Here is a 24,451-nt window from a genome sequence, read left to right as displayed (position 1 = left end):
AAATTGCGGCGTCAGCGCGCGCGCTGATAGGCGCCCGGCGTCATGGCGACGCGCTGCTGGAAAGCGCGATGAAAGTGGCTTTGGTCGACAAACCCGAGCCGTTGCGCCACATCGGCCGGCGCGTCGCCACGACGCAGCAGCCGCCGCGCCTGGTTGATGCGGAGGTCGAGCTGGAATGCATGCGGCGTCATGCCGAACTGCGCACGAAACTGCCGGATCAGCTGATAGCGGCTCACGCCGGCCGCGGCGGCGAGATCTGCCAGCGGTAGGCGGTCGTCGTGGCGCGCGCGCAAAATCGCCGTCACGGAGGTGAGATTTGCGGACGCACTGTGCGCCGCCTCCGCGCCTTCGCCGAGCAATTGCTGCATGTCGCCGACAAACGCGATAAGCGCGGCTTCCTTTTCGGCCGGATCGGCTTCGGAAAACAACATCGCATTGAGCGCGCACACGATCCGGTAGGCTGTCGGATCGTGCTTGACGTGAATGCGGCGCACGCGCCCACGCCCCGCTTCATCGAGCACCGCGTCGGCCCATTGCGCATCGATGTGGATCATCTGGTAGCTCCAGCGGCTATCCGGCGCGGGATTGCACGCGTGCACGCAGTTTGCCGGCACCCACACGACCGCGCCTGGACGCAGCGCCGACGTCAGCGAATCGTGACTGAACACGCTGTTGCCGGCGTCGACTGCGCCCACGGACAGCGTGGGATGCGTGTGACTTTGATAAGCGGCGCGGCTGTCGCAGGCGCGCCGGCTTTCCACCATGGGCAGCGCCGTATCGAACCAGCAGCGGCTCAACCGCGGCTGCGGTACGGATGCTCGCGCAGCCATTTGGTGGCAATCCATTTTTCGCCGGATTCGACGGGCAGCCCGGCATGCAGCGTGCGCTCGTCGAGCGAGCCGTCGGGCAGCTTGTAGCCGAACAGCACCGCATTGCCCTTGACCGGCGCCACTTCCAGGCCGAGCCGCGGAAACGCGGTGGCGCCACCCGCGGGCGGACTGTTCAGGTAGATCACCAGTGTGGCCACGCGCTGGCCGCCGACGCGCAGCTGGCGCGCTTCGCCAGGGCGTTGCGGATTGAAGAAATCGAAATGCGGCTGATATTCGCCGCCGGGCTTGTAGTTGAGGATCTGCAGCCCTTCGCCATGATCGACGGGCAAGCCAGTCACGGCGGCAATGCGCGCCTCGATGCAGGCGATCAGCGGGTGTTCGCCCACCTGGAACATCGCGCCCATGCTCGTGCGTGCATCGATCAGGTTTTCGTCCCCGGTATCGGGATTGACCACCGGCGAGCGCTGCAGGCGGTCGCGCGCCAGCGTAACAAGTGCATCGCATTCGGGACCGTCGAGCAGATTCTGTAGCAGCAGGATGCGCGGCGCTTCCATCGCGAACAGGATGGGAATGTCGCGGCCTTCGTGGCGGAAAACATTGCCGCCGGCAGCCATGGCTTGCGGTGTGGCCGCGCCCGGACGCATCGCGGGCTGGCGCGCCGGGGGCGGCAGGGGCGATGGCCGCTCGCGCGGCGATGCGGGAGAGGCGAGCGCCGCGTTGACCATATCGCGCGCAAAGGTGGCATCGTAGCCGGAGCGCAGCATCGACAGCACCAGCGACTCCGCGTCGAAGCCCTGTTCGATATGCCGCGCGAGCCAACGCTCGAGCTCCGGCGACGATGCGCTGTATCCCGCGCGGGGTTCGCGGGTCATGATGGATTGGTCAATCGTTGCGGCGAAAAAGGATTGCGCGCCGGCGCCTCTGGCGGCAATGCGCGACGCGCGGGCGCAGCGGCCGCGGCAGCCGCGGCGCCGTCCGGATCGCCCGCGATCGTCACGGTGGCCTCGGAATACTGCCAGCGCTTCCACGCGGCCAGCACCGCGTTGGGATACTCGGGACGCCCACGGCTACCGTTGTAGCGGCCCAGCGCCAGGAATAGATCGCCGTTTTCCCGATCCAGATAGTGGCGCAGAATCGTGCAGCCGTAGCGCAGGTTGCTCTGCAAATGAAACAGCTTGCGCGTATCGCCATCGCCAATGGTGCGCACCCAGAACGGCATCACCTGCATCAGGCCGCGCGCATCGGCAGAGCTGATCGCATATTTGCGAAAGCCGCTCTCCACTTGCACCAGCCCAAGCACCAGCGACGGCTCCAGGCCGGCACGCTTGGCCTCGTAGTAGACCGATTCGATCAACTCGACACGCGTTTGCGGGTCCGGCATGCGGGCTTCGAGCCGGCGCGACATTTCGCCCAACCACTTCAGGTAGCCAAGCTTTTCGGCGCCGGAGACAAAAGTCGGACGCACCGGCCGGTTGTCGGCAATGGCCGATGCCAGCGCGCTGCGCACGGAATCGGCCAGCGCCTCTTCCTTCTGCGCGCCGGCGTGAGCGGCCGAGGCCAGCAAGGCGCAAAGCAGTCCTCCCGCGATTGCGGCGGTCCATCGGCGGGAGGTCTGCAGGCCGGCAGCACGCATGGCGAAGGCGATCAAAGGTCGGTCATCCGTCGATCAATTGGCCAGCAGGTTACGCACGTGCGCAACCACGTCGGCCACCGGGACCTGCGTGGCCTGCGCATCGCGACGGCCTTGGTATTCGACCTTGCCTTCCTTGAGGCCGCGGTCGCCCACCACCACGCGATGCGGCACGCCGATCAGTTCCCAGTCGGCAAACATCACGCCCGGCCGTTCGCCGCGGTCGTCCAGCATCACGTCGATGCCGGCTGCCAGCAGCTCGGCGTGGATGCGGTCCGCCTCGGCTTTCACAGCCTCGTTGCGGTCGTAACCGACCGGGCACACCACCACTGCAAACGGCGCAATCGCGGCCGGCCAGATAATCCCGCGCTCGTCGTAGTTCTGTTCGATCGCGGCACCCAGAATGCGCGTGACGCCGATCCCGTAGCAGCCCATTTGCATCGGCTGCGTCTTGCCGGTTTCGTCGAGGAACACGGCATTCATCGATTCCGAATAACGGGTGCCAAGCATGAATACGTGGCCGACTTCGATACCGCGGCAGATCTCGAGCGTGCCCTTGCCGTCAGGCGATGCATCGCCGACCACCACGTTGCGCAGGTCCGCCACGACGGGTTCGGGCAGGTCGCGGCCCCAGTTCACGCCGGTGTAGTGATAATCGCGCTCGTTAGCGCCACAGCAGAAATCGCTCATGTTGGCGACGGTGCGGTCGACCACGACCTTTACCGGCTTTTTGGTGCCGATCGGGCCGAGGTAGCCGGGCGGCGTGCCGAAGGTCTCGACGATCTCGCTTTCGGTGGCGAAGCGGAATTCAGCCAGGCCCGCGACCTTCGACGCCTTTACCTCGTTCAGTTCGTGGTCGCCGCGGATCAGCAGCAGCCAGATCTGCGTGCCGGCGTCGCCCTCGGTGGCCAGCACGATCGACTTGACCGTGCGCGCCAGCGGGATGTTCAGGAATTCGGCCACGTGCTCGCACTTGGCTTTGCCGGGCGTCGACGCCTTCACCAGGTCCTCGGCGGGTGCGGGGCGCTCGGCCTGCAGCGGCAGGGCCTCGGCGGCTTCCATGTTGGCCGCGTAATCGGACGTGGGGCAGTAGACGATGGCATCCTCGCCGGTATCGGCGATGACGTGGAATTCGTGCGAGCCCGAGCCGCCGATGGCGCCGTTATCGGCGGCCACCGCGCGGAATTCCAGGCCGAACCGCTTGAAGATGCGCACGTAGGCGTCGTACATGTTCTGGTACGAAACCTTCAGGCCGTCGATGTCGCGATCGAACGAATACGCGTCCTTCATCGTGAATTCGCGGCCGCGCATGATGCCGAAACGGGGGCGGCGCTCGTCGCGGAACTTGGTCTGGATCTGGTAGAAATTGACCGGCAACTGCTTGTAGCTGCGGATGTCGCTGCGGGCGATATCGGTCACCACTTCCTCGGAAGTCGGCTGCACGGCGAAGTCGCGCTCGTGGCGATCCTTCAGGCGCAGCAGTTCGGGGCCCATCTTGTCCCAGCGGCCGGTTTCCTGCCACAGCTCGGCCGGCTGGACCACCGGCATCAGCAGCTCGACCGCGCCGGCGCGGTTCATTTCCTCGCGAACGATGTTTTCCACCTTGCGGATCACGCGCAATCCCACCGGCATGTAGCTGTAGATGCCGGCGCCCAGCTTCTTGATCATGCCGGCGCGCATCATCAGTTTGTGCGACACGATTTCCGCGTCGGCGGGTGCTTCCTTGAGGGTGGAAATAAAGAATTGCGAGGCTTTCATGCGTGCTTTCTCGTAAGGCCGGGCGCCGGCTGGGCTTCCCGACTTGCCGCTCGCGCGGCATCCATTGGGTCGGACGCGCCTGAAACTGCCCATTTCGTCGGGGAAAACCAGCATCCCCGGTGTCAGGCCGTCGCGCGCGCATCCTTTATAATCGACGTAATTCTAAAGGATTCGAGGTGCAGTCATGCTCGATCGTGAAGGCTTTCGCCCGAACGTCGGCATCATCCTCATCAACGCACGTAACGAGGTTTTCTGGGGCAAGCGAATCGGCGAACACTCCTGGCAGTTCCCGCAAGGTGGCATCAAGTACGGCGAAACGCCGGAACAGGCCATGTACCGCGAGCTGCATGAAGAGGTCGGCCTGCTTCCGGAGCACGTCAGGATCGTCGGTCGCACGCGCGACTGGTTGCGTTATGAGGTGCCGGACAAGTTCATCCGCCGCGAGATCCGCGGCCACTATAGGGGCCAGAAACAGATCTGGTTTTTGCTGCGCATGGTCTGCCGCGATTGCGACATCCACCTGCGTGCGACCGATCATCCTGAATTCGACGCGTGGCGCTGGAGCGATTACTGGGTGCCGCTGGACGCGGTGATCGAATTCAAGCGCGAGGTGTACCAGTTGGCGCTGACGGAGTTGTCGCGCTTCCTGCATCGCGGGCGCGCGCCACTGAGCCCGTACGGGCATCACGGCGGCCATGGACGACACGGCGACGGCGGCCGACAGGCCCGCGCGCCGGCGGTGGCGGCGGTGGCGTCGACCACGGTGAGCGTGACGGTCACGGCATCGGCTACCATTCAGGGGGCCGCGCAGGATGTAGCGGCCGCAGCACCCGTATCGCCGGCCACGCCGGCAACCACCTCACGGAGTTCCGATGACTAGTTTCAGCGGCCGGGGCATTCGCGCCGGCCTGTTGTTGGCCATGGCCTGCCTGGCCCTGGCCGGCTGCAAGACCACCGGCAAGGGCATGCCCGAGGAAGAACAGCAGGCCGATAGCGCCTGGATCAATCCCTTCGAGGACAAGCCGTTCAAGGAAAACGAGTTCACCTTGCCCGCGCTGCCGCGCGACGAGGACCTGATCCCATTCACGGTCAATGGATCCGACAGTTTCCGTTTCGCAGTGGATCCCAAGTCGATTTCGGTCGGCGCAGACAGAGTCGTGCGCTACACAGTCGTGATCACCAGTGCTGGCGGTGGACGCAACGTGACCTACGAAGGCATGCGCTGCGACGCATTCGAGCGGCGCATCTACGCCACGCTGCCGAAGGGCGCGACGGCCTGGGTGCCGAATCTCGGCGAGGACCGCGACCTGTGGCGCCGCATGGAGACGCGGTCCCGCAATGCCTATGCGGCCACCCTGGCGACGGACTATTTCTGCGAAGGCCGCACCGTTGCGGGCAAGCCGGAAAAGCTGATCCGCGATCTGAAGGCCTACGCGCCGAGCCACTGATCCGGCGGCGTCCGCAGACGAAAAAAGGCGAGTCCTGTTACGGGACTCGCCTTTTTGTTTGGTCGCCTAGGCGCGCTCAGACCAGCACGAGATTGTCGCGATGAATCAGTTCCGGCTCGTTCAGGTGGCCAAGCACCGATTCAATTTCCGACGATGGCTTACGAGCGATCAGGCGCGCTTCCGCGCTGGAATAGTTGGTGATGCCACGCGCGACCTCCCGGCCGGCGCCATCCACGCAGGCGATCACTTCGCCGCGCGCGAACTCGCCCTGCACCTCTGTCACGCCGATCGGCAGGAGCGACTTGCCGCCGCTGGTCAGCTTCTCGACCGCGCCGGCATCGATCACCACGCGGCCGCGCAGCTGCAGGTGGTCCGCCATCCATTGCTTGCGCGCGGTGAGCCGCCCGGTCGGCGCCAGCAGTTGCGTGCCGATGCCCTCGCCGTTGGCCAGCCGGCCCAGCACATCGGGCTCCCGCCCCGATGCGATGGTCGTATGCGCGCCGGACTTCGCCGCGCGCTTGGCCGCCAGGATTTTGGTCAGCATGCCGCCGCGCCCGATCGACGTACCGGCGCCGCCGGCCATGGCCTCGAGCTCCGGTGTACCGGCCAGCGCCTCGTGGACAAACGTGGCGTTCGGGTCCTTGCGGGGATCGGCGGTGTAGAGGCCCTGCTGATCGGTCAGGATCACCAGGACATCGCCCTCGATCAGATTGGTGACCAGCGCGCCGAGCGTGTCGTTATCGCCGAATTTGATTTCGTCGGTCACGACCGTGTCGTTTTCATTGATGATCGGCACGACGCCCAGCGACAACAGCGTCAGCAACGTGGAGCGCGCGTTCAGGTAGCGCTCGCGGTCGGCCAGGTCGGCGTGGGTCAGCAGCACCTGCGCGGTACGAATGCCGTAGCGGCCGAACTGGCTCTCATAGACCTGCGCCAGTCCCATCTGCCCCACCGCCGCCGCCGCCTGCAACTCGTGGATTTCTTTCGGACGACGCGCCCATCCCAGACGCTGCATGCCTTCGGCAATCGCTCCCGAGCTGACCAGCACCACTTCCTTGCCGGCGCCGCGCAGCTTGGCGATCTGCGCCGCCCAGCGCGCGATGGCGTCGTGGTCCAAGCCCTTGCCGTCGTTGGTAACCAGGCTCGAACCCACCTTGACGACGATACGTTTTGCCTGGGCGATGACCGATTGCATGACGAATTTCCTGTCTCGGGGAACGGATTGTTATGGTTGTGGCGATGCGTGCGGGCTTTAGGCTTCGCTGCCGTCGCCGCGTTCGACGTTATGCAGGCGGTCGTCCAGGCGGATGTCGGGCTCGGCCAAGGCCGCGGCCTCTTCGGCCTTGAGCGCCGCCAGATGGTCCTTGATCGCATAGATCAGCTCGCGGCAGCCTTCGCCGGTCAGTGCCGAAATATGGAACACCGGGCCCTTCCACTTGTAACGCTTGATGAAGTCCTTGACCCGCGTGGCACGCTCTTCGTCCGGCACCATGTCCAGCTTGTTCAGAACCAGCCAGCGCGGCTTGTGATAGAGCGTTTCGTCGTACTTCTTCAGTTCGTTGACGATCGCCTTGGCTTCGGCCACGGGATCGACGGTTTCATCGAACGGCGCGATGTCGACGATATGCAGCAGCAGGCCGGTGCGCTGCAGATGGCGCAGGAACTGATGTCCCAGCCCGGCGCCTTCGGCCGCGCCTTCGATCAGGCCGGGAATGTCGGCCACCACGAACGATTGTTCGTGATCGACGCGCACCACGCCCAGGTTCGGGTGCAGCGTGGTGAACGGGTAATCGGCAACTTTCGGCCGGGCGTTAGAAATATGCGAGATGAACGTCGACTTGCCGGCATTCGGCATGCCCAGCAGACCGACGTCGGCCAGCACCTTCAGTTCGAGCTTGAGCATGCGGCGCTCGCCGGGCTTGCCGTCGACCTGCTGGCGCGGCGCGCGGTTGGTGCTCGACTTGAAATGCAGGTTGCCCCAGCCGCCCATGCCGCCCTCGGCCAGGCACACGATCTGGCCATGCTCGGTCAGATCGGCAATGACCTCGCCGGAATCCATGTCGGTGATCAGCGTGCCCACTGGCATGCGCAGCGTGATGTCTTCGCCGGCCGCGCCATAGCAGTCGGAGCCGCGGCCGTTTTCGCCGTTCTTGGCCACGTGCTTCTTGGCGTAGCGGAAGTCGATCAGCGTATTGATATTCCGGTCGGCCTGCGCGAACACGCTGCCGCCGCGGCCGCCGTCGCCGCCATCGGGGCCACCGAAGGGCACAAATTTCTCGCGCCGAAACGAAGCGCTTCCGTTACCGCCATTGCCGGCGATCGCTTCGATACGGGCTTCGTCAATGAACTTCATGTTGGTTTTCCGTGGTGGGTCAGACTCCCGCTCCGGAAACGTCGACATAACGAAGCGAAGCGGTGCCGGCAAGCGCGCGGCAAGGTTTCGGCCCGCGCACGGGCCGTCTGCATGGCGGCAGACAGAGCAAATGGTACGGCAAGGCCGCACCACGACGCCAGAAGCGTTTGACTGGCGCTTCTGGGCGCCGGAAAACAAAAAGCCCCGCATGCGATGCGGGGCCTTCGTGCTGCAAAGGCTGTTATCAGGCCGCCGGGACGACGCTGACTTGCTGCTTCTTGGCAGCGCCCTTGACGGCGAACTGCACGTGGCCGTCCACCAGCGCGAACAGGGTGTGGTCCTTGCCGATACCCACGTTGTCACCGGCGTGCACGCGCGTGCCGCGTTGACGAACGATGATGCCGCCGGCGTTGATGGCCTGGCCACCGTACACCTTCACACCCAGACGCTTCGATTCCGAATCACGGCCGTTCCGCGTAGAACCGCCGCCTTTTTTCTGTGCCATGTCTTAACTCCAGTTGACCTATTGCGATGTTGCCTGTGGTTGAGCGCCAGCTCAGGCCACGATGGCTTCGATGCGCAGTTCGGTGTAATTCTGACGATGGCCCTGACGCTTCTGGTAGTGCTTGCGACGGCGCATCTTGAAGATCTTCACCTTGTCGTGACGACCTTGGGCGATAACGGTAGCCTTGACGGAAGCCCCGCTCACCAGCGGCGTACCAAATTTGATTTGGTCGCCAGCGCCCACTGCGAGCACCTGGTCCAGCGTGATTTCTGCGCCAATGTCAGCCGGTATCTGTTCTACTTTCAGTTTTTCGCCAGCAGCAACCTTGTATTGCTTGCCGCCGGTTTTTACGACCGCGTACATTGTCGAACCTCTCGATGTTGAGTGAAACGTTGAATGCTGCTCCGAGACCTTCCGGAGTCGGCGCCGTTTCGTGCGCCGCAGACGGTGCGCGCGTGAGCGCGACCGAAGGAACCGGCGATTATAGACCGGTTCAAAGAAAAGCGCAAAGAAAACAATAAGATACGTCGCCGCGGCGCATGCTGCGGCGGACTGCGCACTTCGTGGCGCGATGCGTCAGGTCAAGTCGGCCAGCAGGAACCCGGCAAGCGCAGCAAACGCCACCCACCAGGCGGAGCGGCGGACAGGCCGTCGAGTCACCCTTTGTTTGTTCATGACGGGATTATAGAGGCGGCTGCTACCGCGTGAGACGGCCGATAAACCCTTCCAATGCGGCGCATGGACCGTCATGGCCTCACGCGCATCGCATATAATCCTCCGGTTTTGGTGCGACACGCACACTCGTGTCCGGGTAGCTCCAACGTAAGGAGCATCGACCTTCCGTTGAGACAAGGGGAAAGCCTCGGCCTGAACCGTCCAATCTCAACCATTTCTTGCTTTGACAAGCCCAGCCGCAAGGTTGGAGCGAGTCCATGTGTTGCGGGAAGGCCAGCGTATCGGCTAACTCGCAGCTTGCTATTTGCTGGATGGATTTCCAGCCATTGCCCAAAGGCGGGGACGCTTGCCTTTGGGCAGGTGTCTTTGCAGTACGCGCTCTCCCCGGAGGGTGCGGGTGGACATGCAGCGGCAGTTTCGCTGCGTGTTCGCTACATAGCATTTAAACCGACCCAATAGGGTCGGCGCTACGTTCTTTGGGACACAGGCCATGCGCTCGTAAGAGCCCGTCTGTTGTCAAGCGCCTGCCAGCACGGAGGCACTGAAGTAATGAAGTGAGGTTTCCCGGAGCGTATAGCTCTGCGCGTTATGGTTCGGTCGAATACACCCGCGAGGGTGCCTCGATAGAGAACCTGCTATGCGACTAGCAGTAGCCTAGGGAGACATGCGTCACTGGTAACGGTGGGGTGTGAAGCTCTTCTGACAACGCTGCCCCCGTAAGGGTGCGTCCATGCCGTGAGGCGGGGATGTAAAGGCTCCAAGCAGCAAAGGGGTCGAGGTGCGGGCTGGCTGGTATGGGTAACGCAGTGAACTGCTGATAAACGTCGTAAGGATTGCGGTGCCAAAGCTGCTGATAGGCACTAACCAAAAGGTACGTGGTCGGATGCCCCGCTCAAAACTCGGGACACGTCGCTAGTATGACCACCGGCGGAGAGGCAGGCCCTAACCCAGTCGTGTAATGCGCAGGGAACGTGGTAAGCCCGTATGGCTGCCGGAGTGCAGTTTGACTCAGGCAGGCGAACCGTAAGGAACGCTGTTGGCTGTGCGGGTATGGGAGGTTGGAGAAAGCGAACGCCAGGCTGTAATGGTCCGGATAGGGGTTGAAACATCATCCCACGCGAAAGCGAGCAGACTTCCAACTGGTCTTTCGTCGCAAGGCGGCTGACTGAACTCGCTTGTTTAATTTTCTTCCCTTGGGGGGTGACATGCCCCCAAGGGGGCATGTTGTCTCTGCTGTTTGGGGAAGTCCTCAAGATAGGAGAGCAGCATGGAAGCATTGATCCGAGAGGATGAATCTGCGCCCTCCGGCATCCCGCAACGATGGGGCGACATCAATTGGCGCCGCGTCGATCGGAATGTTCGGGCAATGCAGATTCGAATTGCGAAGGCAACACAGGAAAGGGACTGGCGCAGGGTGAAAGCCTTGCAACGATCCCTGACCCGCTCGTTTTCCGCCAAAGCATCGGCGGTAAGGCGAGTGGCGATGAACCAAGGTGCGCGGACGGCAGGAGTCGACCGCGAAAAGTGGAAATCGCCTGAGGCCCGATGGGAAGCCATTGGGCGGTTGAAGCGCCGGGGGTATCGGCCCATGCCATTACGGCGGGTCTTTATCCCCAAAGCCAACGGGAAGGAACGCCCTCTGGGTATTCCGACCATGTTGGACAGAGCCATGCAGGCGTTGTATCTGCTGGCGCTGGAACCAGTGTCCGAAGGGACGAGCGATCCGAACTCCTATGGGTTCCGGATCAATCGATCCACGGCGGATGCCATGTCCCAGCTATTCGTCAACTTATCCAGAAAGGCTTCGGCCCAATGGATCCTAGAAGCGGATATCAAAGGGTGTTTCGACCATATCAGCCACGACTGGCTGGAACGCAATGTCCCTATGGACAAAGCAATCCTGCGGAAGTGGCTGAAAGCTGGCGTGGTATTTCAAGGCCAGTTTCAGGCGACCGACGCTGGAACACCACAGGGGGGCATCATTTCCCCGACCTTGGCTAACGTGGCACTGAATGGGTTGGAACAACAACTGGTCGAGTCCCTACGGGCAAAGCTGGGAGTAACCAACACTAAGAAGTTGAAAGTGAATGTCGTACGGTATGCGGATGACTTCGTGATCACCGGCTACACGCCGGAAGTCCTAGAAAACGAAGTGAAGCCGTGGGTGGAACAGTTCCTAGCAACAAGGGGGCTTTCGCTGTCCACGGAGAAAACGCGAATCGTCAACATCGCTGAAGGCTTTGACTTCCTTGGGTGGAATTTCCGGAAGTACTCGGGAACCCTGCTCATCAAACCGAGCAAGAAGAACGCACAAACGTTTTATTGCAAGGTGAAGGAGGTCATCAGTACTCACAGCGGGCGAAAGCAGGCGGACCTGGTCCAAACGCTGAACCCGATGCTTAGGGGCTGGGCGCAGTATCACAGCCCAGTGGTTGCGAAGGCGACGTTCACCAGAATGGAGCACCTGATTTTTAGGGCTCTGTGGCGGTGGGCAAAACGGCGACATCGAAGAAAGAAAGTTGACTGGGTGCGAAAGAAATATTTCGCATCAATCGATGATCGGAATTGGGTGTTCGGTTCCACGGAAGTGAACAAGGCTGGCGAACGCTACTGGAAAGGACTGTATTCGATCCCGAGTACGCCAATCCGGAGGCACAAGAAGGTGCGGGGGGACTACAACCCTTTCGACCCAGCGCAGGAAATGTATGGCGAAACGCTGCGACAGGAACGCATGGCAGAAAGCATGGCGTACCGGAAGCAGTGGGCAAAGCTGTTCATGTCCCAGCGAGGCTTGTGCGCGGTGTGTCACAGCGCGATAAGCAAAGAGACCGGGTGGCATGACCATCACATCGAACCCCGAGTAGTAGGTGGGTCCGACGCTCTAAGCAATCGTGTACTGGTACATCCCGACTGCCATGTCCAGGTTCATCACTACGGAAGAGTCGCAGTGAAGCCGGTGTTTGAATAACTCATACATTTTGTAGAGGCTTGAGCCGTATGCGGGGAAACTCGCACGTACGGTTCTTAGGGGGGAGGGGTCTAGCAATGGGCTCCTCCTACCCTCCCGAAACGGTGATCTCATCTTGTCCCAGTCTTCCGCCACTGCCTTGCTTGCCCCGTTCGCTGCCGACATGCGCGCCGTTGACGCCGTTATCCGCCGACGCCTGTCGTCGGAGGTTCCGCTGATCGAACAGATCGGCGAATACATCATCGGCGCGGGCGGCAAGCGCCTGCGCCCGGTCATCCTGCTGCTGTCCGCGCGCGCGTTCGGCTATGAGGGCCACCGCCACCACGAACTGGCCGCCGTCGTGGAATTCATCCACACCGCCACGCTGCTGCATGACGATGTAGTGGACGAATCCGAGCTGCGTCGCGGCCGCGAGACCGCCAACGCGGTATTCGGCAATGCGGCCAGCGTGCTGGTGGGCGATTTCCTCTATTCGCGCGCCTTCCAGATGATGGTGGAAGCCGGCAGCATGCGGATCATGGAGATTCTCTCCAACGCCACCAATGTGATCGCCGAAGGCGAAGTGCTGCAGTTGCTGAACATGCACGACCCCGATGTGACGGTCGAACGATACCTCCAGGTCATCCGCTACAAGACCGCCAAGTTGTTCGAGGCATCGTCACAACTCGGCGCCGTGCTGGCCGGCGCGGACGCGGAAATGGAAGAAGCCGCCGCCGAATACGGGCGCCGCATCGGCACCGCGTTCCAGTTGATTGACGACATGCTCGATTACACGGCCAGTGCGGAACAGATGGGCAAGAACGCTGGCGACGACCTGCGCGAGGGCAAGCCCACGCTGCCGCTGCTGCACTTGCTGGAACACGGCACCCGCGAGCAGCGTGAATTGGCGCGCGACGCGATCGTGCAAGGCGGCACCGAACATTTCGACGCCGTTTTCTCCGCGATCCACGCCAGCGGCGCGCTCGAGGTAACGTTCGCGGCCGCCCAGCGCGAAGCCGAAGCCGCGGAAAAAGCCGCACGGCAATTTCCCGATTCGGACCTCAAGACGACCCTGGTGGAACTCTGCGCCTATTCGCTGCAACGCCAGAGCTAAAGATCGGTGACGCCTTTTCTTTGGCTTTTCACTTCCCATCCGCAAAAAACGCTGCTAGAATTTTGTTCTTTGCTGCTCGCGACGCAAGTTGCACGGCAAACGAAATCGGGGTGTAGCTTAGCCTGGTAGAGCGCTACGTTCGGGACGTAGAGGCCGGAGGTTCGAATCCTCTCACCCCGACCAGATTTCGATGATCGGCACGCCGGTCATCCCAAGCATCAACAGAAAAGCCGCGCAGCAATGTGCGGCTTTTTTGCATTTGCTGCCCGATCCCGCCTTTGCCTGCCTTCGCGCGCAGCGCTGTCCGCCGCGGCCGGGCGCTCCGCCCCGCCTTGCTCCCGCCTCCGTTTTTTTGCCCCGCGCAAGTAGGGTTGCAGCCGTGTCGCGCAAACGCCAACGCGCGCGCGGGCCGGCTTTACAAAAAGTGACCCCGGCTGCAAACTGCCCCGATCCGGGACCCTCGCCCCGCTCGATCCCGCCGCAGTCAACCGCGCCGCCCGCCTTGCTGGTTTCAGGGCCGAGCGAGCGCAACTTGCACAGTTTTTCGCCATGACACTAGGCCTTGCGCTTGCCCAGAGCCGGCGGATCGCGCCAGCGCTGCTAGCTCAGCTGGAGCAGTCGGCACGGGAAAAGAAAACGCAGTTGATCGATGAAATCATCGGCACCGGCACGATGTCGGCTCATGACGTCGCGATCTTTGCCGCGGACAAGTATCAGTTGCCGCTGCTGGACCTGTCGCAATACAACCTTAATCGCGTGCCGCCGGCGCTGGCCGGTAATCGGGAGTTCCACGCCCATCGCCTGCTGCCGCTGGGCCGGCGCGAAAACCGGCTGATCGTAGCGATGTCTGACCCGGCGAATCAAACCGGCATCGACGCGATCCGCCAGAAGTTCAACCTGCCGGTGGAAACCGTCGTCGTCGAGCACGACAAGCTGATGAAGCACGTGCGCGCGGCTGGCGAATCCGTCGGCACGCTAAAGAACATCTCGCCCGTTACGCCCACGGTGCAGAAGATGATCGAGTACGACCCGACAGCGGCCGCGGCAAGCGCGCGCAAGGGCCCGTCCAACGACATCGACGATGCGCCCGTGGTGCGCTTCCTGCAGAAGCTGCTGACCGAAGCCTTCCATCGCGGCGCATCGGACCTGCACTTCGAACCATTCGAATTCTTCTACCGCGTGCGTTTCCGTGTCGACGGCGTGCTGCAGGAGGTTGCGCGGCCGCCGCTCGATATCCGCGACAAGATCGCCACGCGCATCAAGGTACTGTCGCGGCTCGATATTTCCGAAAAGCGCGTGCCGCAAGACGGCCGGATGAAGCTGCTGATCTCGGTGCCGAAGGAAAAGGACAGCAAGGAAACGGTCGACAAGGCGATCGACTTCCGCGTGTCGACACTGCCTACGCTGTTCGGCGAAAAAATCGTGATGCGGATTCTCGATTCGTCATCCGACAAGCTCGACATCGACCAGCTCGGCTACGAGCCCGAACAGAAGCAGTTGCTGCTCGACGTGATCAAGCGGCCGTACGGGATGGTGCTGGTCACCGGCCCGACCGGCAGCGGCAAGACCGTATCGCTCTATACGTTCCTGAACATGCTGAATCAGGGCGACATCAATATTTCCACGGCCGAGGATCCGGCGGAAATCCAGTTGCCGGGCATCAATCAGGTCAACGTCAACGACAAGGCCGGCCTGACCTTTGCGGCAGCGCTGAAGTCTTTCCTGCGCCAGGATCCGGACATCATCATGGTGGGCGAAATCCGCGATCTGGAAACGGCCGACATCTCGATCAAGGCGGCGCAGACGGGCCACCTCGTGCTGTCCACACTGCACACCAACGATGCGCCGACCACGCTGACGCGGCTGATGAACATGGGCGTGGCGCCGTTCAATATCGCCTCGTCGGTGCTGATGATCACCGCACAGCGGCTGGCGCGCAGGCTGTGCACGTGCAAGCGGCCCGGCGAGCTGGCGCCGCAGGTGCTGATCGACGCCGGCTTCTCGGAGGCCGACATCGACGGCAGCTGGCAGCCTTACCATCCGGTCGGCTGCGAGCGCTGCAACGGCAGCGGATACAAGGGACGTTGCGGCATTTATCAGGTGATGCCGATTTCGGAGCCGATGCAGCAGATCATTCTGTCGCACGGCACGGCGCTCCAGATAGCCGAACAAGCCCGTCGGGAGGGCGTGCTATCGTTGCGGGAAGCTGGACTCAAGAAGGTCAAGCAGGGCGTCACGTCACTCGAAGAAGTGCTGGCGACCACAAACACGTAAAACAATAGTTAGTCGGGGGTCAACATCATGGCGACGCGCGCACCAGCGGCGAGCGCCCGGACGGCAGCGCCGTCGCGGGCCAAATCGGGGCAGAAGGCGCCCACGCAATACATCTTTGAATGGGAAGCCAAGGACCGCAAAGGCAAGTCCTTCAAGGGCGAGCAGCGGGCCGAGAGCCAGGCCGAAGTCACGGCCACCCTGCGCAAGCAGGGGCTGACCGTCGTCAAGATGAAAAAGCGCAAGGCGGCGCGCGGCAAGAAGATCACCGAAAAGGACATCGCGTACTTCACGCGCCAGCTGTCGACAATGCTCAAGGCCGGCATTCCGCTGCTGCAGTCCATCGACATCATCGCGCGCGGCCACGCCAACCCGAATTTCACGCAGCTGCTCAACATCATCCGCTTCGACATCGAAGCCGGTAGCAGCATGGCCACGGCGTTCCGCCGCCATCCGCGCTACTTCGACACGCTCTATTGCAATCTCATCGACGCCGGCGAACAGGGCGGTATTCTCGACGCCCTGCTGGAACGCCTTTCGCTCTACATGGAAAAGAGCATCGCGCTGAAGAGCCAGATCAAGTCCGCGATGATCTATCCGATCGCGGTGCTGACCGTGGCCTTTGCCGTGACCGTGGTGTTGATGATCTTCGTGATCCCGGCCTTCAAGGGGGTGTTCTCAAGCTTCGGCGCCGCGCTGCCCGCGCCCACCCAGATGGTCATCGGCATGTCCGACTTCTTTGTCGACCACTGGTATCTGATCATTGGCGTGCCGATCTTCTCCATCATCGGCTACATCCACGCGCGCAGAAAATCGGAAAAGGTGCAGCGCTGGCATGACAAGGCGCTGCTCAGGATGCCGATCTTTGGCAGCCTGTTCCGCAAGGCCGTGATTGCCCGCTGGACGCGCACGCTGGCCACGATGTTCGCCGCCGGCACGCCGCTGGTGGAATCGATGGAGTCCGTGGCGGGCGCCGCGGGCAACTGGCTGTACTACGACGCCACGCGCGAGATCGAACAGTCGGTGCGCATCGGCACCAGCCTGACCAACGCGATGCAGGCCACGCACGTGTTCGACAACATGGTGCTGCAGATGACACAAATTGGTGAGGAATCTGGCGCGCTCGACAACATGCTGCTCAAGGTGGCCGAGTTTTACGAGCGCGAAGTCGACGACGCCGTGGCCGCCATTTCCAGCCTGATCGAGCCGCTGATCATCGTCATTCTTGGCGTGCTGATCGGCGGCATGGTGGTGGCCATGTATCTGCCGATCTTCAAGCTGGGCCAGGTGGTTTAACGTCGGAAGCTTTCAAGCATGGAACCTGTATTTGGCGCAGGCGGCGCCGTCACGCTGGCGTCGCTGGCCGCGCTGCCGCCGGCGATGCTGATTGGAATGGCCGGGGCGATCGGACTAATCGTGGGCAGTTTTCTCAACGTGGTGATTCATCGTCTGCCCCGGATGATGGACTTCGACGAGGCCAACTACATCGCCGAAGTACGCGGCGAACCGTTGCCGCATCCGGCGCGCTACAACCTCATGGCGCCGCGCTCCGCGTGCCCGCATTGTGGTCACCAGATCGCCGCGTGGGAGAACATTCCGATCGTCAGCTACGTATTCCTGCGCGGCAGGTGTTCGGCTTGCAAGGCGCCGATCAGCATCCGCTATCCGCTGGTAGAAGCGGTCAGCGGCGTGCTCAGCGCGCTGGCGATGTGGCATTTCGGTCCGACCGTCCAGGCGCTGGCGGCCATCGTAATGATCTGGGCGCTCATCGCGGCGTTCATGATCGACGCCGACACGCAGCTGCTGCCGGACCAGATCACGCTGCCGTTGCTGTGGCTTGGCCTGCTGCTCAACCTGCAGGGATGGTTCGTGCCGCTGCAGGACGCCGTGATCGGCGCGGCGGCAGGCTATCTGTCGCTATGGAGCGTCTATTGGCTGTACAAGCTGATCCGCGGCCGCGAAGGCATGGGCTACGGCGATTTCAAGCTAATGGGTGCGCTCGGGGCATGGTTTGGATGGCAGGCGTTACCGGCGCTCATCCTGATGTCGTCGATCGTGGGCGCGGTGCTGGGCGGCGCGATGCTGCTGCTCCAGCGCAAGGGCAGCGAGACGACATTTCCGTTTGGACCTTACATCGCCGGTGCGGGCCTGATCATTCTGTTTTTCGGCCCGGACGTGCTGCCGCTGGGCCTCGTTGCCGGGCGATAGTCTCAAAACTGGTATCGTTGGCGGCATTCGCCACACGAACAATTCTTTCCCATGCTGGAAATAGGCCTGACCGGCGGCATCGGCTCCGGCAAGACCCGCGTTGCCGATATGTTCGCGGCACGCGGCGCTGCCCTGATCGATACGGACCTGCTCGCGCACGAGATTACCGCGCCGGGCGGCGCCGCCATCGCTCCGCTGGTGGATGCATTTGGCCCGCAATGCCTGCGCCCCGACGGCGCCATGGACCGCGACGCCATGCGCGCTCTGGTGTTCTCGGATCCGCTGGCCAAAGCGAAGCTCGAAGCGATCACGCATCCCTTGATCCGCCAGCTCACCGAAGCGCACGCGGCGGCGCTGCGAGAATCCGGCGCATACCCATACTTGATCTACGTCGTGCCGCTGCTGGTGGAATCCGGCACGTGGCGCACGCGCGTCGGCCGCGTACTGGTGGTGGACTGCCGTGAGGAAACCCAAATATCGCGCGTGATGGCGCGCAATGGGTTCACGCGCGAACAGGTTCAGGCAATCATGCGCAAACAGGCGTCTCGCGCGCAGCGGCTGGCGGTGGCCGACGATGTGATCGACAACGACGGGCCGCCGGAGGCATTGGCGCCCCAGGTTGACATGCTCGATGCCGCCTATCGACGGCTGTCCGGCGCCGCCGGCAGCGTTTAGGCGATGGCACGATGCCGCTCACGTCCCGCCAACGCCGCTTGGACAGAATTCGATTTGTCCTCGCGCCCTGACTCGCATAGAATGCGCTGAAACATGCCGGCAAAAGTACGTTGTGTGACGGTTTCCGGCGCGGGCGGCTTGCTGGGAATGTCGCTGATGCTGGCCGATGCATCGAGGAAACCCGCCGCGGACGGCACCCCTTGCCTCCGACTGAAACGAACCGCCAATCGGCGCGTAGCACGGACACCGACTTGATCCTGTACGAATATCCTTTCAACGAACGCATCAGGACGCTCCTGCGCCTGGAGGATCTGTTCGATCGGCTGGATTATTTCCTCGCGCAGGAACATCCACTCCAGCATCACGTTGCCATCACGACGATCTTCGAGATCATCGACGTGGCGGGACGTGCCGACCTGAAGACCGACCTGATCAAGGAACTGGAGCGTCAGCGCCAGGCGTTGGCGCCGCTGCGCGCAAATCCGCAGATCGATCAGGATGCGCTGGCCAGCGTCATTTCGGAAATCGAGCAGGGCATTGCGGCGCTGAACCAGACCGTCGGCAAGGCCGGACAACTGCTGACCGACAATGAATGGCTGACGAGCATCCGCAGTCGCGCCATCATTCCCGGCGGGACGTGCGAGTTCGATCTGCCAGCGTATTTTGCATGGCAACACCGGCCGGCCGAGGATCGGCGTGCCGACATCCTCAAATGGGCGCGCCCGCTGGCGTCGCTGCGCATGGGTGCGACCATCGTGCTACGCCTGCTGCGCGAGTCAGGCCAGAGCGGCAAGGTCATCGCCACCGGCGGCAGCTACCAGCAAATGCTATCGGGCCGCAGCCATCAGCTGATGCAGGTGTACCTGGACGAGTCGCTGTTGGCATTCATCCCCGAGATGAGCGCCAACAAGTACATGCTCTGGGTGCGCTTCACGCAGCAGGACGGCGACATGCGGCCGCGCTCGGTCGATGCGGACATTCCGTTCCTGCTCAAGCTTTGTAATTTCTGAAGTCCATGCCAGCTGTCGTCAAATGTCCCACCTGCGGCAAGGATGTTGCCTGGGTGCAGGAGAACAAGTTCCGCCCTTTCTGCTCCGATCGCTGCAAACAGATCGACCTTGGCGCGTGGGCTTCGGAAAAATATGTCATCGGCGGCAAGCCCGGCGAAACACCCTCGCCGGACCTGCCCGCGGACGAAGAGGACTGACCTCCTGTATTGCCGCCCTACCTTGCCGCTAGAACGCGGTGGCGGAACGCCAGGCAAACCACGATGAATGCGGCGAGGCCCAGCCACTGGGCCATCACGCCAAAATCGGGTCCCACCAGCGCCAGCGGCGCTTCCTTGCCCGACAAGCCGATGGCGGCGGCCAGCGCGACGCCGACCAGGCTTTCCCCCACGATCAGCCCCGACGCCAGCAGCGTGCCCCTTCTCTCGGCGTGATCGAGCGCGGTCTTGACTTCTTCTCCGCGCGCCAGCGCCCGTTGACGCTCCGAGCGTTTCAGCCACCATGACAGGACTGCGCCGACCACCAGCGCGGAACTGATCGTCGGCGGCAGGTAAATCCCGATCCCCACGGCCAGCACTGGCAAGCGTGCCACGCCGCCGCGACGGCGCAACATCTCGTCGATCGCGATCAGCACGACGCCCACGCCGACGCCAATCACGATCATCGTCCAGTTCAGCTTGTGGGTGAAAATGCCGGTGGCGATCGCGGTCATCAGCGTCGCCTGCGGCGCAGCCAGAGCCTGGTTGTGATCCATGTCCGCGCGCGGCAATGCGCCCGCGAATCCATAGGCGTTGTAGAGCAGGTCAAGCACCGGCGGAATGACCGCGGCGCCCACCACGCAGCCGATCAGCAACGCAATCTGCTGACGCCACGGCGTGGCGCCGACAAGCCAGCCGGTCTTCAGGTCCTGCAAGTTGTCGTTGGCGATCGATGCCACGGCCACCACCGCGGACGTGGTGAAGATGGCCAGGGCAATAGCAAACTTGCCGCCCGCAGGCGTATCGAGCAGGCCGTTGAGCGAGCCCAGCGCGAGAATCAGCAACGACACGAGGATCACCGCAATGATGCCGATCCCGGAAATCGGGCTGGCGGACGACCCGACCAGTCCCGCCATATAGCCGCACGCCGCCGCGACGAGAAAGCCGAAGGCAAACGCGAACAATACCGCGCAACCGACCAACTTCCATTGCGCAGCGCCATCGAGCGGCGCGGGTGCGAGGAAATGCCCGAACGTGATGACCATCACCACGAGCAGTGCCAGCGTGATCGCGCCAATCCAGCGCGCCGGCATGTCCCGCTGCGTGCGAGGCACCTCACCACCCGCGCTCGCCGCGCTGCCGCGCAGGGCGCCCATCGACGCGCGCACGCCATCGAGCATGGGCTTGAAGAGCGTGCCGAGCGTCCAGATCGCCGCGATGCCGATGGTGCCCGCACCGATAAAGCGAGCTTGGGAACTCCAGATCGACGTGCCGAAACTCTGCAGGGTCGCATCGGCCGGCATCGGCGTGATCGCCGTCAGCCATGGCACTGCAATGCCCCACGTCAGGACCAGTCCAAGCAGCATTGCCCGGGCTCCGACGATGCCTACCAAATAGCCGGCTCCCACCAGGGCGAGCGAAAATCCCATCGACAAGCGCACCACCGAAGCGCCGACGGCAAACCAGGCGTTTGCGCCTTCGGCGAGCACGCGCAGTCCGCCCGCGGCAAAACTGAACAAACCCGCTGCCAGGCCGCCTGCCATCAAGTCCGCCAGGCCGGTCGCCTGCTTCTTGCCGGAAGCATCGGTGCCGGCGCTGCCGACACGCAGGATTTCCGCGGCCGCTACGCCTTCGGGGTACGGCAGATCGCTTTGCACCACCATCGCGTGGCGTAAGGGAATGCTGAAGATCACGCCGAGCATGCCGCCTGCGGCGCAGATCGCCAGCGTTTGCCAGAACGGGAATCCCTGCCAGTGACCGAGCATCACCAGGCCTGGCAGGATAAAGATGATGGATGACAGGGTCCCCGCGGCAGACGCCTGGGTCTGCACCATGTTGTTCTCGAGGATATTGGCCCCCGGAAACAGGCGAAGCGCGGCCATCGAAATCACAGCAGCCGGGATCGCCGACGAGAACGTCAGCCCGACCTTGAGACCAAGGTAAATGTTCGAGGCGGTGAACACCACCGTGATCAAGGCTCCGAGAATGATGCCGCGCAGCGTCAGTTCGGGCAGCGAAACAGCGTCATCGATACGATCGACACGTTGCATTGATCCTCCTGATTCGTGTTGCGAAGTAAAAAAAAGCCCGGTCGGGACCGGGCACTATTTGTTGCAGTTTCAGACGGGGCGCGACTCTTGCGCCAGCCATTCGACGACCGGAATCGTCGCGGGCAGCAGCGGCCCGACGTCGACCGGCACCGCCTGCCAGGAAAAGGCCTGGCCCTCCCTGCCGACCGGGTCGCCGCGCCACTCGGTGATCTTGCAGAAATACAGCCGCACATACGCGTGCGGATAGTCATGCTCAAGGATGTGCCAGCGTTCGCTGCGCAGGATGTCCAGGCCCAGTTCCTCGTGGAGTTCGCGCGCCAAGGCCGCCTCGACGCTCTCGCCGGGCTCGAGCTTGCCGCCAGGAAATTCCCAGTAGCCCTCATAGGGCTTGCCCGCCGGCCGCTGCGCCAGCAGGAAGCGGCCATCGGGCTGGATCATCACGCCAACCGCCACTTCCGTGACCTTGCGCGTCTGCCCGTCGGCCGTCGTCACGGTTTCCACTGCGACATCCGTCATGCCCATCATTCCTTGCCGGCGAGAAACGGCTTGCCATGCTTGCCGCCCCAGTCACGGGCAAACTGCCAGGCCACCCGCCCCGAACGTGAACCGCGCTCCAGCGCCCAGACCAGCGCGTCGCCGCGTGCCGCCTCGACATCCGCCGGCGTACAACCGAAGTGCGCCAGCCAGTGCCCCACGATTGCCAGATACTCGTCCTGCTTGGGCGGGTAGAACGACAACCACAGGCCGAAGCGCTCGGACAGCGAGATTTTTTCCTCGACCACCTCTCCCGGATGGATCTCGCCATCGGACGTGTGGTGGTAGGTCTCGTTGTCCTTCATGTACTCGGGCAGCAAATGGCGGCGATTCGACGTGGCATAGATCAGGACGTTGTCCGATTGCGCCGCCACCGAGCCATCGAGCGCCGACTTCAGCGACTTGTAGCCCGATTCGCCGTCCTCGAAGGACAGGTCGTCGCAGAAAACCACGAACCGTTCCGGACGCGACGCCAGTCTTTCCACGATATCGCCCAGATCTCCGAGGTCGTCCTTGTCGACCTCGACAAGACGCAGGCCATTCTTGACGAACTCGTTCAGGCACGCCTTGATCAGCGACGACTTGCCCGTGCCGCGCGCGCCGGTCAGCAGCACATTGTTGGCAGGCAGGCCGCCCACGAACTGGCGCGTATTGGCGACGATTGCATCTTTCTGGCGATCAATGTTCTTCAGATCGTTCAGGTATATCGGCGGCAGCTGGCGAATCGCCTGCAGGTAGCCAATATTGCCAAACAGGCTTTGACGCTTGCGCCAGCGGAACGCGACCGCCTCTTTCCAGTCCGCATCGGTCAATTCCGGCGGAAGCCATTGTTCAAGACGGGCAAGAAAGCTGTCGAGACGTGCTGCGAGATCGGACATGGGGCGATTCTTCAGAAAACGGACAGTGAAGCTGCGATGTTACGAACGGTAGTCGGCGTTGATCGACACGTAGTCATGCGACAGGTCGCACGTCCATACCGTGGCGTCGGCGTTGCCCCGGCCCAGGGCGATCCGTACGGTGATCTCGGCCTGCTTCATCACGCGCTGGCCGTCCTCTTCGCGATAGTCGGGGTTGCGGCCGCCATCGCGCGCCACCCAGACATCGTCCAGCCACATGTTCACGCGGTTGACGTCGAGATCGTTCACGCCGGCATAGCCGATCGCCGCAAGAATGCGGCCGAGGTTGGGGTCCGACGCGTAGAAAGCGGTCTTCACCAGCGGTGAATGCGCCACTGCATATGCGATCTGGCGGCACTCGGCGACGTCCTTGCCGCCTTCGACGCGGATCGTCATCAGCTTGGTGGCGCCCTCGCCGTCGCGCACGATCATCTGCGCGAGCTCCTGCGCCAGGTCGGTGACGGCGTTGCGCAGCGCCTCGAAAGCGGGGCCTTCCGCGCTGTCCACGCGCGCGCCCGATTTGCCCGAGGCGATCAGCACGAACGAATCATTGGTGGACGTATCGCCATCGATCGTGATGCTGTTGAACGAATGATCCGCTGCATGCGCCACCAGCTTCTGCAGCACGGCCTGCGGCACGGCCGCGTCCATGGCGATAAAGCCGAGCATCGTGGCCATGTTCGGGCGAATCATTCCCGCGCCTTTGCTGATGCCCGACATCGTCACGGTCTTTCCGTCGATCTGCACCGTGCGCGATGCTGCCTTCGGCTGCGTGTCGGTGGTCATGATCGCTTCAGCCGCGGCCAGCCAATTGTCGGCGCGCGCATTGGCGATGGCCGTGGGCAGCGCCGCGGTCAGGCGGTCCACCGGCAGTTGTTCCAGAATCACGCCGGTGGAAAACGGCAGCACCTGGTTGGCGGCGATGCCGAGCTGCTTGGCCAGGGCATCGCACGTGGCGCGTGCCGCGGCAAGGCCTTGCTCGCCAGTGCCGGCATTGGCGTTACCGGTGTTGACCACAAGCGCGCGGATCCCGGCGCCAGCGGCCAGGTGTTCGCGGCACACCTGTACCGGCGCGGCGCAGAAGCGGTTCTGCGTGAAAACGCCGGCCACGGTGCTGCCTTGGTCGACACGCACCACGAGCACATCCTTCCGATTGGCCTTGCGAATACCGCCCTCGGCCCAGCCAAGTTCGACGCCGGCGACGGCTTTCAGGTTTTCTGCCTGGGGAAGGGGAAGGTTCACGGGCATGTTCGTATCCTCAATTCTTCTGACGCATCTGACGAAGATGCCCGCTGACACAGGGGTCGAGCGGGCATGTCCTTGTAACGGGGTCGATGATCTGCGCTTCAGCG

At 63.0% G+C, this 24,451-nt stretch carries 22 protein-coding genes and 1 tRNA gene; 11 read left to right on the top strand and 12 right to left on the bottom strand.

Annotation, left to right across the window (positions count from 1 at the left end; all coding sequences use genetic code 11):
- Positions 1 to 11 precede the first annotated feature (11 nt).
- The 4 genes from F7R19_RS04785 to F7R19_RS04770 are packed head-to-tail and all read right to left on the bottom strand — an operon-like array spanning position 12 to position 4,218.
- Positions 12 to 830, bottom strand: a complete 819-nt coding sequence (locus tag F7R19_RS04785) for an AraC family transcriptional regulator (RefSeq protein WP_150979523.1) — start codon at positions 828 to 830, stop codon at positions 12 to 14.
- On the bottom strand, positions 794 to 1,702 hold the full coding sequence (locus F7R19_RS04780; RefSeq protein WP_150979522.1) for a 2OG-Fe(II) oxygenase: 909 nt from the start codon (positions 1,700 to 1,702) through the stop codon (positions 794 to 796). The genes F7R19_RS04785 and F7R19_RS04780 overlap by 37 nt, the downstream gene beginning before the upstream one ends.
- Positions 1,699 to 2,463 (bottom strand): lytic transglycosylase domain-containing protein, encoded by a 765-nt coding sequence (locus F7R19_RS04775; protein WP_061955531.1) that lies wholly within the window; start codon positions 2,461 to 2,463, stop codon positions 1,699 to 1,701. The genes F7R19_RS04780 and F7R19_RS04775 overlap by 4 nt, the downstream gene beginning before the upstream one ends.
- A 33-nt stretch (positions 2,464 to 2,496) precedes the next feature.
- Positions 2,497 to 4,218 carry a proline--tRNA ligase gene (locus tag F7R19_RS04770; RefSeq protein ID WP_150979521.1) on the bottom strand — a complete coding sequence of 574 codons (1,722 nt, stop codon included), beginning with the start codon at positions 4,216 to 4,218 and terminating at the stop codon, positions 2,497 to 2,499.
- A gap of 184 nt (positions 4,219 to 4,402) precedes the next feature.
- Between F7R19_RS04770 and F7R19_RS04765 the strand changes: the two genes are divergently transcribed.
- Entirely contained in the window at positions 4,403 to 5,098 is a 696-nt protein-coding gene (locus F7R19_RS04765; protein WP_061955328.1) for an RNA pyrophosphohydrolase, read from the top strand.
- The gene (locus F7R19_RS04760; protein WP_061955326.1) at positions 5,091 to 5,666 is read left to right on the top strand and encodes a CNP1-like family protein; all 576 of its coding nucleotides are present in this window, start codon (positions 5,091 to 5,093) and stop codon (positions 5,664 to 5,666) included. The genes F7R19_RS04765 and F7R19_RS04760 overlap by 8 nt, the downstream gene beginning before the upstream one ends.
- 76 nt (positions 5,667 to 5,742) lie before the next feature.
- Here the strand turns inward: F7R19_RS04760 and proB are convergent, their stop codons facing one another.
- The 4 genes from proB to rplU all read right to left on the bottom strand — a co-directional run bounded on the left by proB (position 5,743) and on the right by rplU (position 8,887).
- Entirely contained in the window at positions 5,743 to 6,861 is a 1,119-nt protein-coding gene (gene proB, locus F7R19_RS04755; protein ID WP_061955324.1) for a glutamate 5-kinase, read from the bottom strand.
- A gap of 57 nt (positions 6,862 to 6,918) precedes the next feature.
- A complete protein-coding gene (gene obgE, locus F7R19_RS04750; RefSeq protein WP_150979520.1) occupies positions 6,919 to 8,019 on the bottom strand; it encodes a GTPase ObgE in 1,101 nt (366 codons plus the stop codon).
- 244 nt (positions 8,020 to 8,263) lie between these two features.
- Complete coding sequence (rpmA, locus tag F7R19_RS04745; protein WP_061955320.1) at positions 8,264 to 8,524, bottom strand: 50S ribosomal protein L27; 261 nt, start codon at positions 8,522 to 8,524, stop codon at positions 8,264 to 8,266.
- A gap of 51 nt (positions 8,525 to 8,575) precedes the next feature.
- Positions 8,576 to 8,887 carry a 50S ribosomal protein L21 gene (gene rplU / locus F7R19_RS04740; protein WP_008647259.1) on the bottom strand — a complete coding sequence of 104 codons (312 nt, stop codon included), beginning with the start codon at positions 8,885 to 8,887 and terminating at the stop codon, positions 8,576 to 8,578.
- Positions 8,888 to 10,466: 1,579 nt separating this feature from the next.
- On the opposite strand from rplU, the gene ltrA reads away from it, so the two are divergent.
- From ltrA to F7R19_RS04695, 9 genes are all read left to right on the top strand, one after another.
- Entirely contained in the window at positions 10,467 to 12,167 is a 1,701-nt protein-coding gene (ltrA, locus tag F7R19_RS04735; protein WP_150979519.1) for a group II intron reverse transcriptase/maturase, read from the top strand.
- A gap of 163 nt (positions 12,168 to 12,330) precedes the next feature.
- Entirely contained in the window at positions 12,331 to 13,260 is a 930-nt protein-coding gene (ispB, locus tag F7R19_RS04730) for an octaprenyl diphosphate synthase (RefSeq protein ID WP_061955316.1), read from the top strand.
- 106 nt (positions 13,261 to 13,366) lie between these two features.
- Positions 13,367 to 13,443: transfer RNA gene (locus F7R19_RS04725), tRNA-Pro, on the top strand.
- Between the two features lie 366 nt (positions 13,444 to 13,809).
- Positions 13,810 to 15,534, top strand: coding sequence for a type IV-A pilus assembly ATPase PilB (gene pilB / locus F7R19_RS04720; RefSeq protein WP_061955314.1), 1,725 nt, complete (start codon positions 13,810 to 13,812; stop codon positions 15,532 to 15,534).
- A gap of 27 nt (positions 15,535 to 15,561) precedes the next feature.
- Complete coding sequence (locus F7R19_RS04715; RefSeq protein WP_061955312.1) at positions 15,562 to 16,827, top strand: type II secretion system F family protein; 1,266 nt, start codon at positions 15,562 to 15,564, stop codon at positions 16,825 to 16,827.
- 18 nt (positions 16,828 to 16,845) lie between these two features.
- Positions 16,846 to 17,739 carry a prepilin peptidase gene (locus F7R19_RS04710; RefSeq protein WP_150979518.1) on the top strand — a complete coding sequence of 298 codons (894 nt, stop codon included), beginning with the start codon at positions 16,846 to 16,848 and terminating at the stop codon, positions 17,737 to 17,739.
- A 51-nt stretch (positions 17,740 to 17,790) separates the two neighbouring features.
- Positions 17,791 to 18,414, top strand: coding sequence for a dephospho-CoA kinase (gene coaE / locus F7R19_RS04705; RefSeq protein ID WP_150979517.1), 624 nt, complete (start codon positions 17,791 to 17,793; stop codon positions 18,412 to 18,414).
- Positions 18,415 to 18,665: 251 nt separating this feature from the next.
- Positions 18,666 to 19,424 carry a cell division protein ZapD gene (gene zapD, locus F7R19_RS04700; protein WP_061955303.1) on the top strand — a complete coding sequence of 253 codons (759 nt, stop codon included), beginning with the start codon at positions 18,666 to 18,668 and terminating at the stop codon, positions 19,422 to 19,424.
- 5 nt (positions 19,425 to 19,429) lie between these two features.
- The gene (locus tag F7R19_RS04695; protein WP_061955301.1) at positions 19,430 to 19,621 is read left to right on the top strand and encodes a DNA gyrase inhibitor YacG; all 192 of its coding nucleotides are present in this window, start codon (positions 19,430 to 19,432) and stop codon (positions 19,619 to 19,621) included.
- A gap of 17 nt (positions 19,622 to 19,638) precedes the next feature.
- Here the strand turns inward: F7R19_RS04695 and F7R19_RS04690 are convergent, their stop codons facing one another.
- The 4 genes from F7R19_RS04690 to argJ all read right to left on the bottom strand — a co-directional run bounded on the left by F7R19_RS04690 (position 19,639) and on the right by argJ (position 24,347).
- Positions 19,639 to 21,669 (bottom strand): OPT family oligopeptide transporter, encoded by a 2,031-nt coding sequence (locus F7R19_RS04690; protein ID WP_150979516.1) that lies wholly within the window; start codon positions 21,667 to 21,669, stop codon positions 19,639 to 19,641.
- Between the two features lie 69 nt (positions 21,670 to 21,738).
- Positions 21,739 to 22,185 (bottom strand): NUDIX domain-containing protein, encoded by a 447-nt coding sequence (locus F7R19_RS04685; protein ID WP_061955297.1) that lies wholly within the window; start codon positions 22,183 to 22,185, stop codon positions 21,739 to 21,741.
- A 5-nt stretch (positions 22,186 to 22,190) separates the two neighbouring features.
- Positions 22,191 to 23,081 carry an ATP-binding protein gene (locus F7R19_RS04680; protein WP_061955295.1) on the bottom strand — a complete coding sequence of 297 codons (891 nt, stop codon included), beginning with the start codon at positions 23,079 to 23,081 and terminating at the stop codon, positions 22,191 to 22,193.
- 39 nt (positions 23,082 to 23,120) lie between these two features.
- Positions 23,121 to 24,347 (bottom strand): bifunctional glutamate N-acetyltransferase/amino-acid acetyltransferase ArgJ, encoded by a 1,227-nt coding sequence (argJ, locus tag F7R19_RS04675; RefSeq protein ID WP_150979515.1) that lies wholly within the window; start codon positions 24,345 to 24,347, stop codon positions 23,121 to 23,123.
- Positions 24,348 to 24,451 lie beyond the last annotated feature (104 nt).

Source organism: Cupriavidus pauculus, from assembly GCF_008801835.1.
Lineage (GTDB): Bacteria > Pseudomonadota > Gammaproteobacteria > Burkholderiales > Burkholderiaceae > Cupriavidus > Cupriavidus pauculus.
The sequence above is the reverse complement of the archived record's forward strand: the minus strand, read 5'-3'. Positions and strand labels throughout refer to the sequence as shown.

Bases quoted from the DNA above. Each gene is read 5' to 3' on its own strand.
- F7R19_RS04785 (WP_150979523.1), bottom strand. From the start codon at position 830: ATGGCTGCGCGAGCATCCGTACCGCAGCCGCGGTTGAGCCGCTGCTGG.
- F7R19_RS04780 (WP_150979522.1), bottom strand. From the start codon at position 1,702: ATGACCCGCGAACCCCGCGCGGGATACAGCGCATCGTCGCCGGAGCTC.
- F7R19_RS04775 (WP_061955531.1), bottom strand. From the start codon at position 2,463: ATGCGTGCTGCCGGCCTGCAGACCTCCCGCCGATGGACCGCCGCAATC.
- F7R19_RS04770 (WP_150979521.1), bottom strand. From the start codon at position 4,218: ATGAAAGCCTCGCAATTCTTTATTTCCACCCTCAAGGAAGCACCCGCC.
- F7R19_RS04765 (WP_061955328.1), top strand. From the start codon at position 4,403: ATGCTCGATCGTGAAGGCTTTCGCCCGAACGTCGGCATCATCCTCATC.
- F7R19_RS04760 (WP_061955326.1), top strand. From the start codon at position 5,091: ATGACTAGTTTCAGCGGCCGGGGCATTCGCGCCGGCCTGTTGTTGGCC.
- proB (WP_061955324.1), bottom strand. From the start codon at position 6,861: ATGCAATCGGTCATCGCCCAGGCAAAACGTATCGTCGTCAAGGTGGGT.
- obgE (WP_150979520.1), bottom strand. From the start codon at position 8,019: ATGAAGTTCATTGACGAAGCCCGTATCGAAGCGATCGCCGGCAATGGC.
- rpmA (WP_061955320.1), bottom strand. From the start codon at position 8,524: ATGGCACAGAAAAAAGGCGGCGGTTCTACGCGGAACGGCCGTGATTCG.
- rplU (WP_008647259.1), bottom strand. From the start codon at position 8,887: ATGTACGCGGTCGTAAAAACCGGCGGCAAGCAATACAAGGTTGCTGCT.
- ltrA (WP_150979519.1), top strand. From the start codon at position 10,467: ATGGAAGCATTGATCCGAGAGGATGAATCTGCGCCCTCCGGCATCCCG.
- ispB (WP_061955316.1), top strand. From the start codon at position 12,331: ATGCGCGCCGTTGACGCCGTTATCCGCCGACGCCTGTCGTCGGAGGTT.
- pilB (WP_061955314.1), top strand. From the start codon at position 13,810: ATGACACTAGGCCTTGCGCTTGCCCAGAGCCGGCGGATCGCGCCAGCG.
- F7R19_RS04715 (WP_061955312.1), top strand. From the start codon at position 15,562: ATGGCGACGCGCGCACCAGCGGCGAGCGCCCGGACGGCAGCGCCGTCG.
- F7R19_RS04710 (WP_150979518.1), top strand. From the start codon at position 16,846: ATGGAACCTGTATTTGGCGCAGGCGGCGCCGTCACGCTGGCGTCGCTG.
- coaE (WP_150979517.1), top strand. From the start codon at position 17,791: ATGCTGGAAATAGGCCTGACCGGCGGCATCGGCTCCGGCAAGACCCGC.
- F7R19_RS04695 (WP_061955301.1), top strand. From the start codon at position 19,430: ATGCCAGCTGTCGTCAAATGTCCCACCTGCGGCAAGGATGTTGCCTGG.
- F7R19_RS04690 (WP_150979516.1), bottom strand. From the start codon at position 21,669: ATGCAACGTGTCGATCGTATCGATGACGCTGTTTCGCTGCCCGAACTG.
- F7R19_RS04685 (WP_061955297.1), bottom strand. From the start codon at position 22,185: ATGACGGATGTCGCAGTGGAAACCGTGACGACGGCCGACGGGCAGACG.
- F7R19_RS04680 (WP_061955295.1), bottom strand. From the start codon at position 23,081: ATGTCCGATCTCGCAGCACGTCTCGACAGCTTTCTTGCCCGTCTTGAA.
- argJ (WP_150979515.1), bottom strand. From the start codon at position 24,347: ATGCCCGTGAACCTTCCCCTTCCCCAGGCAGAAAACCTGAAAGCCGTC.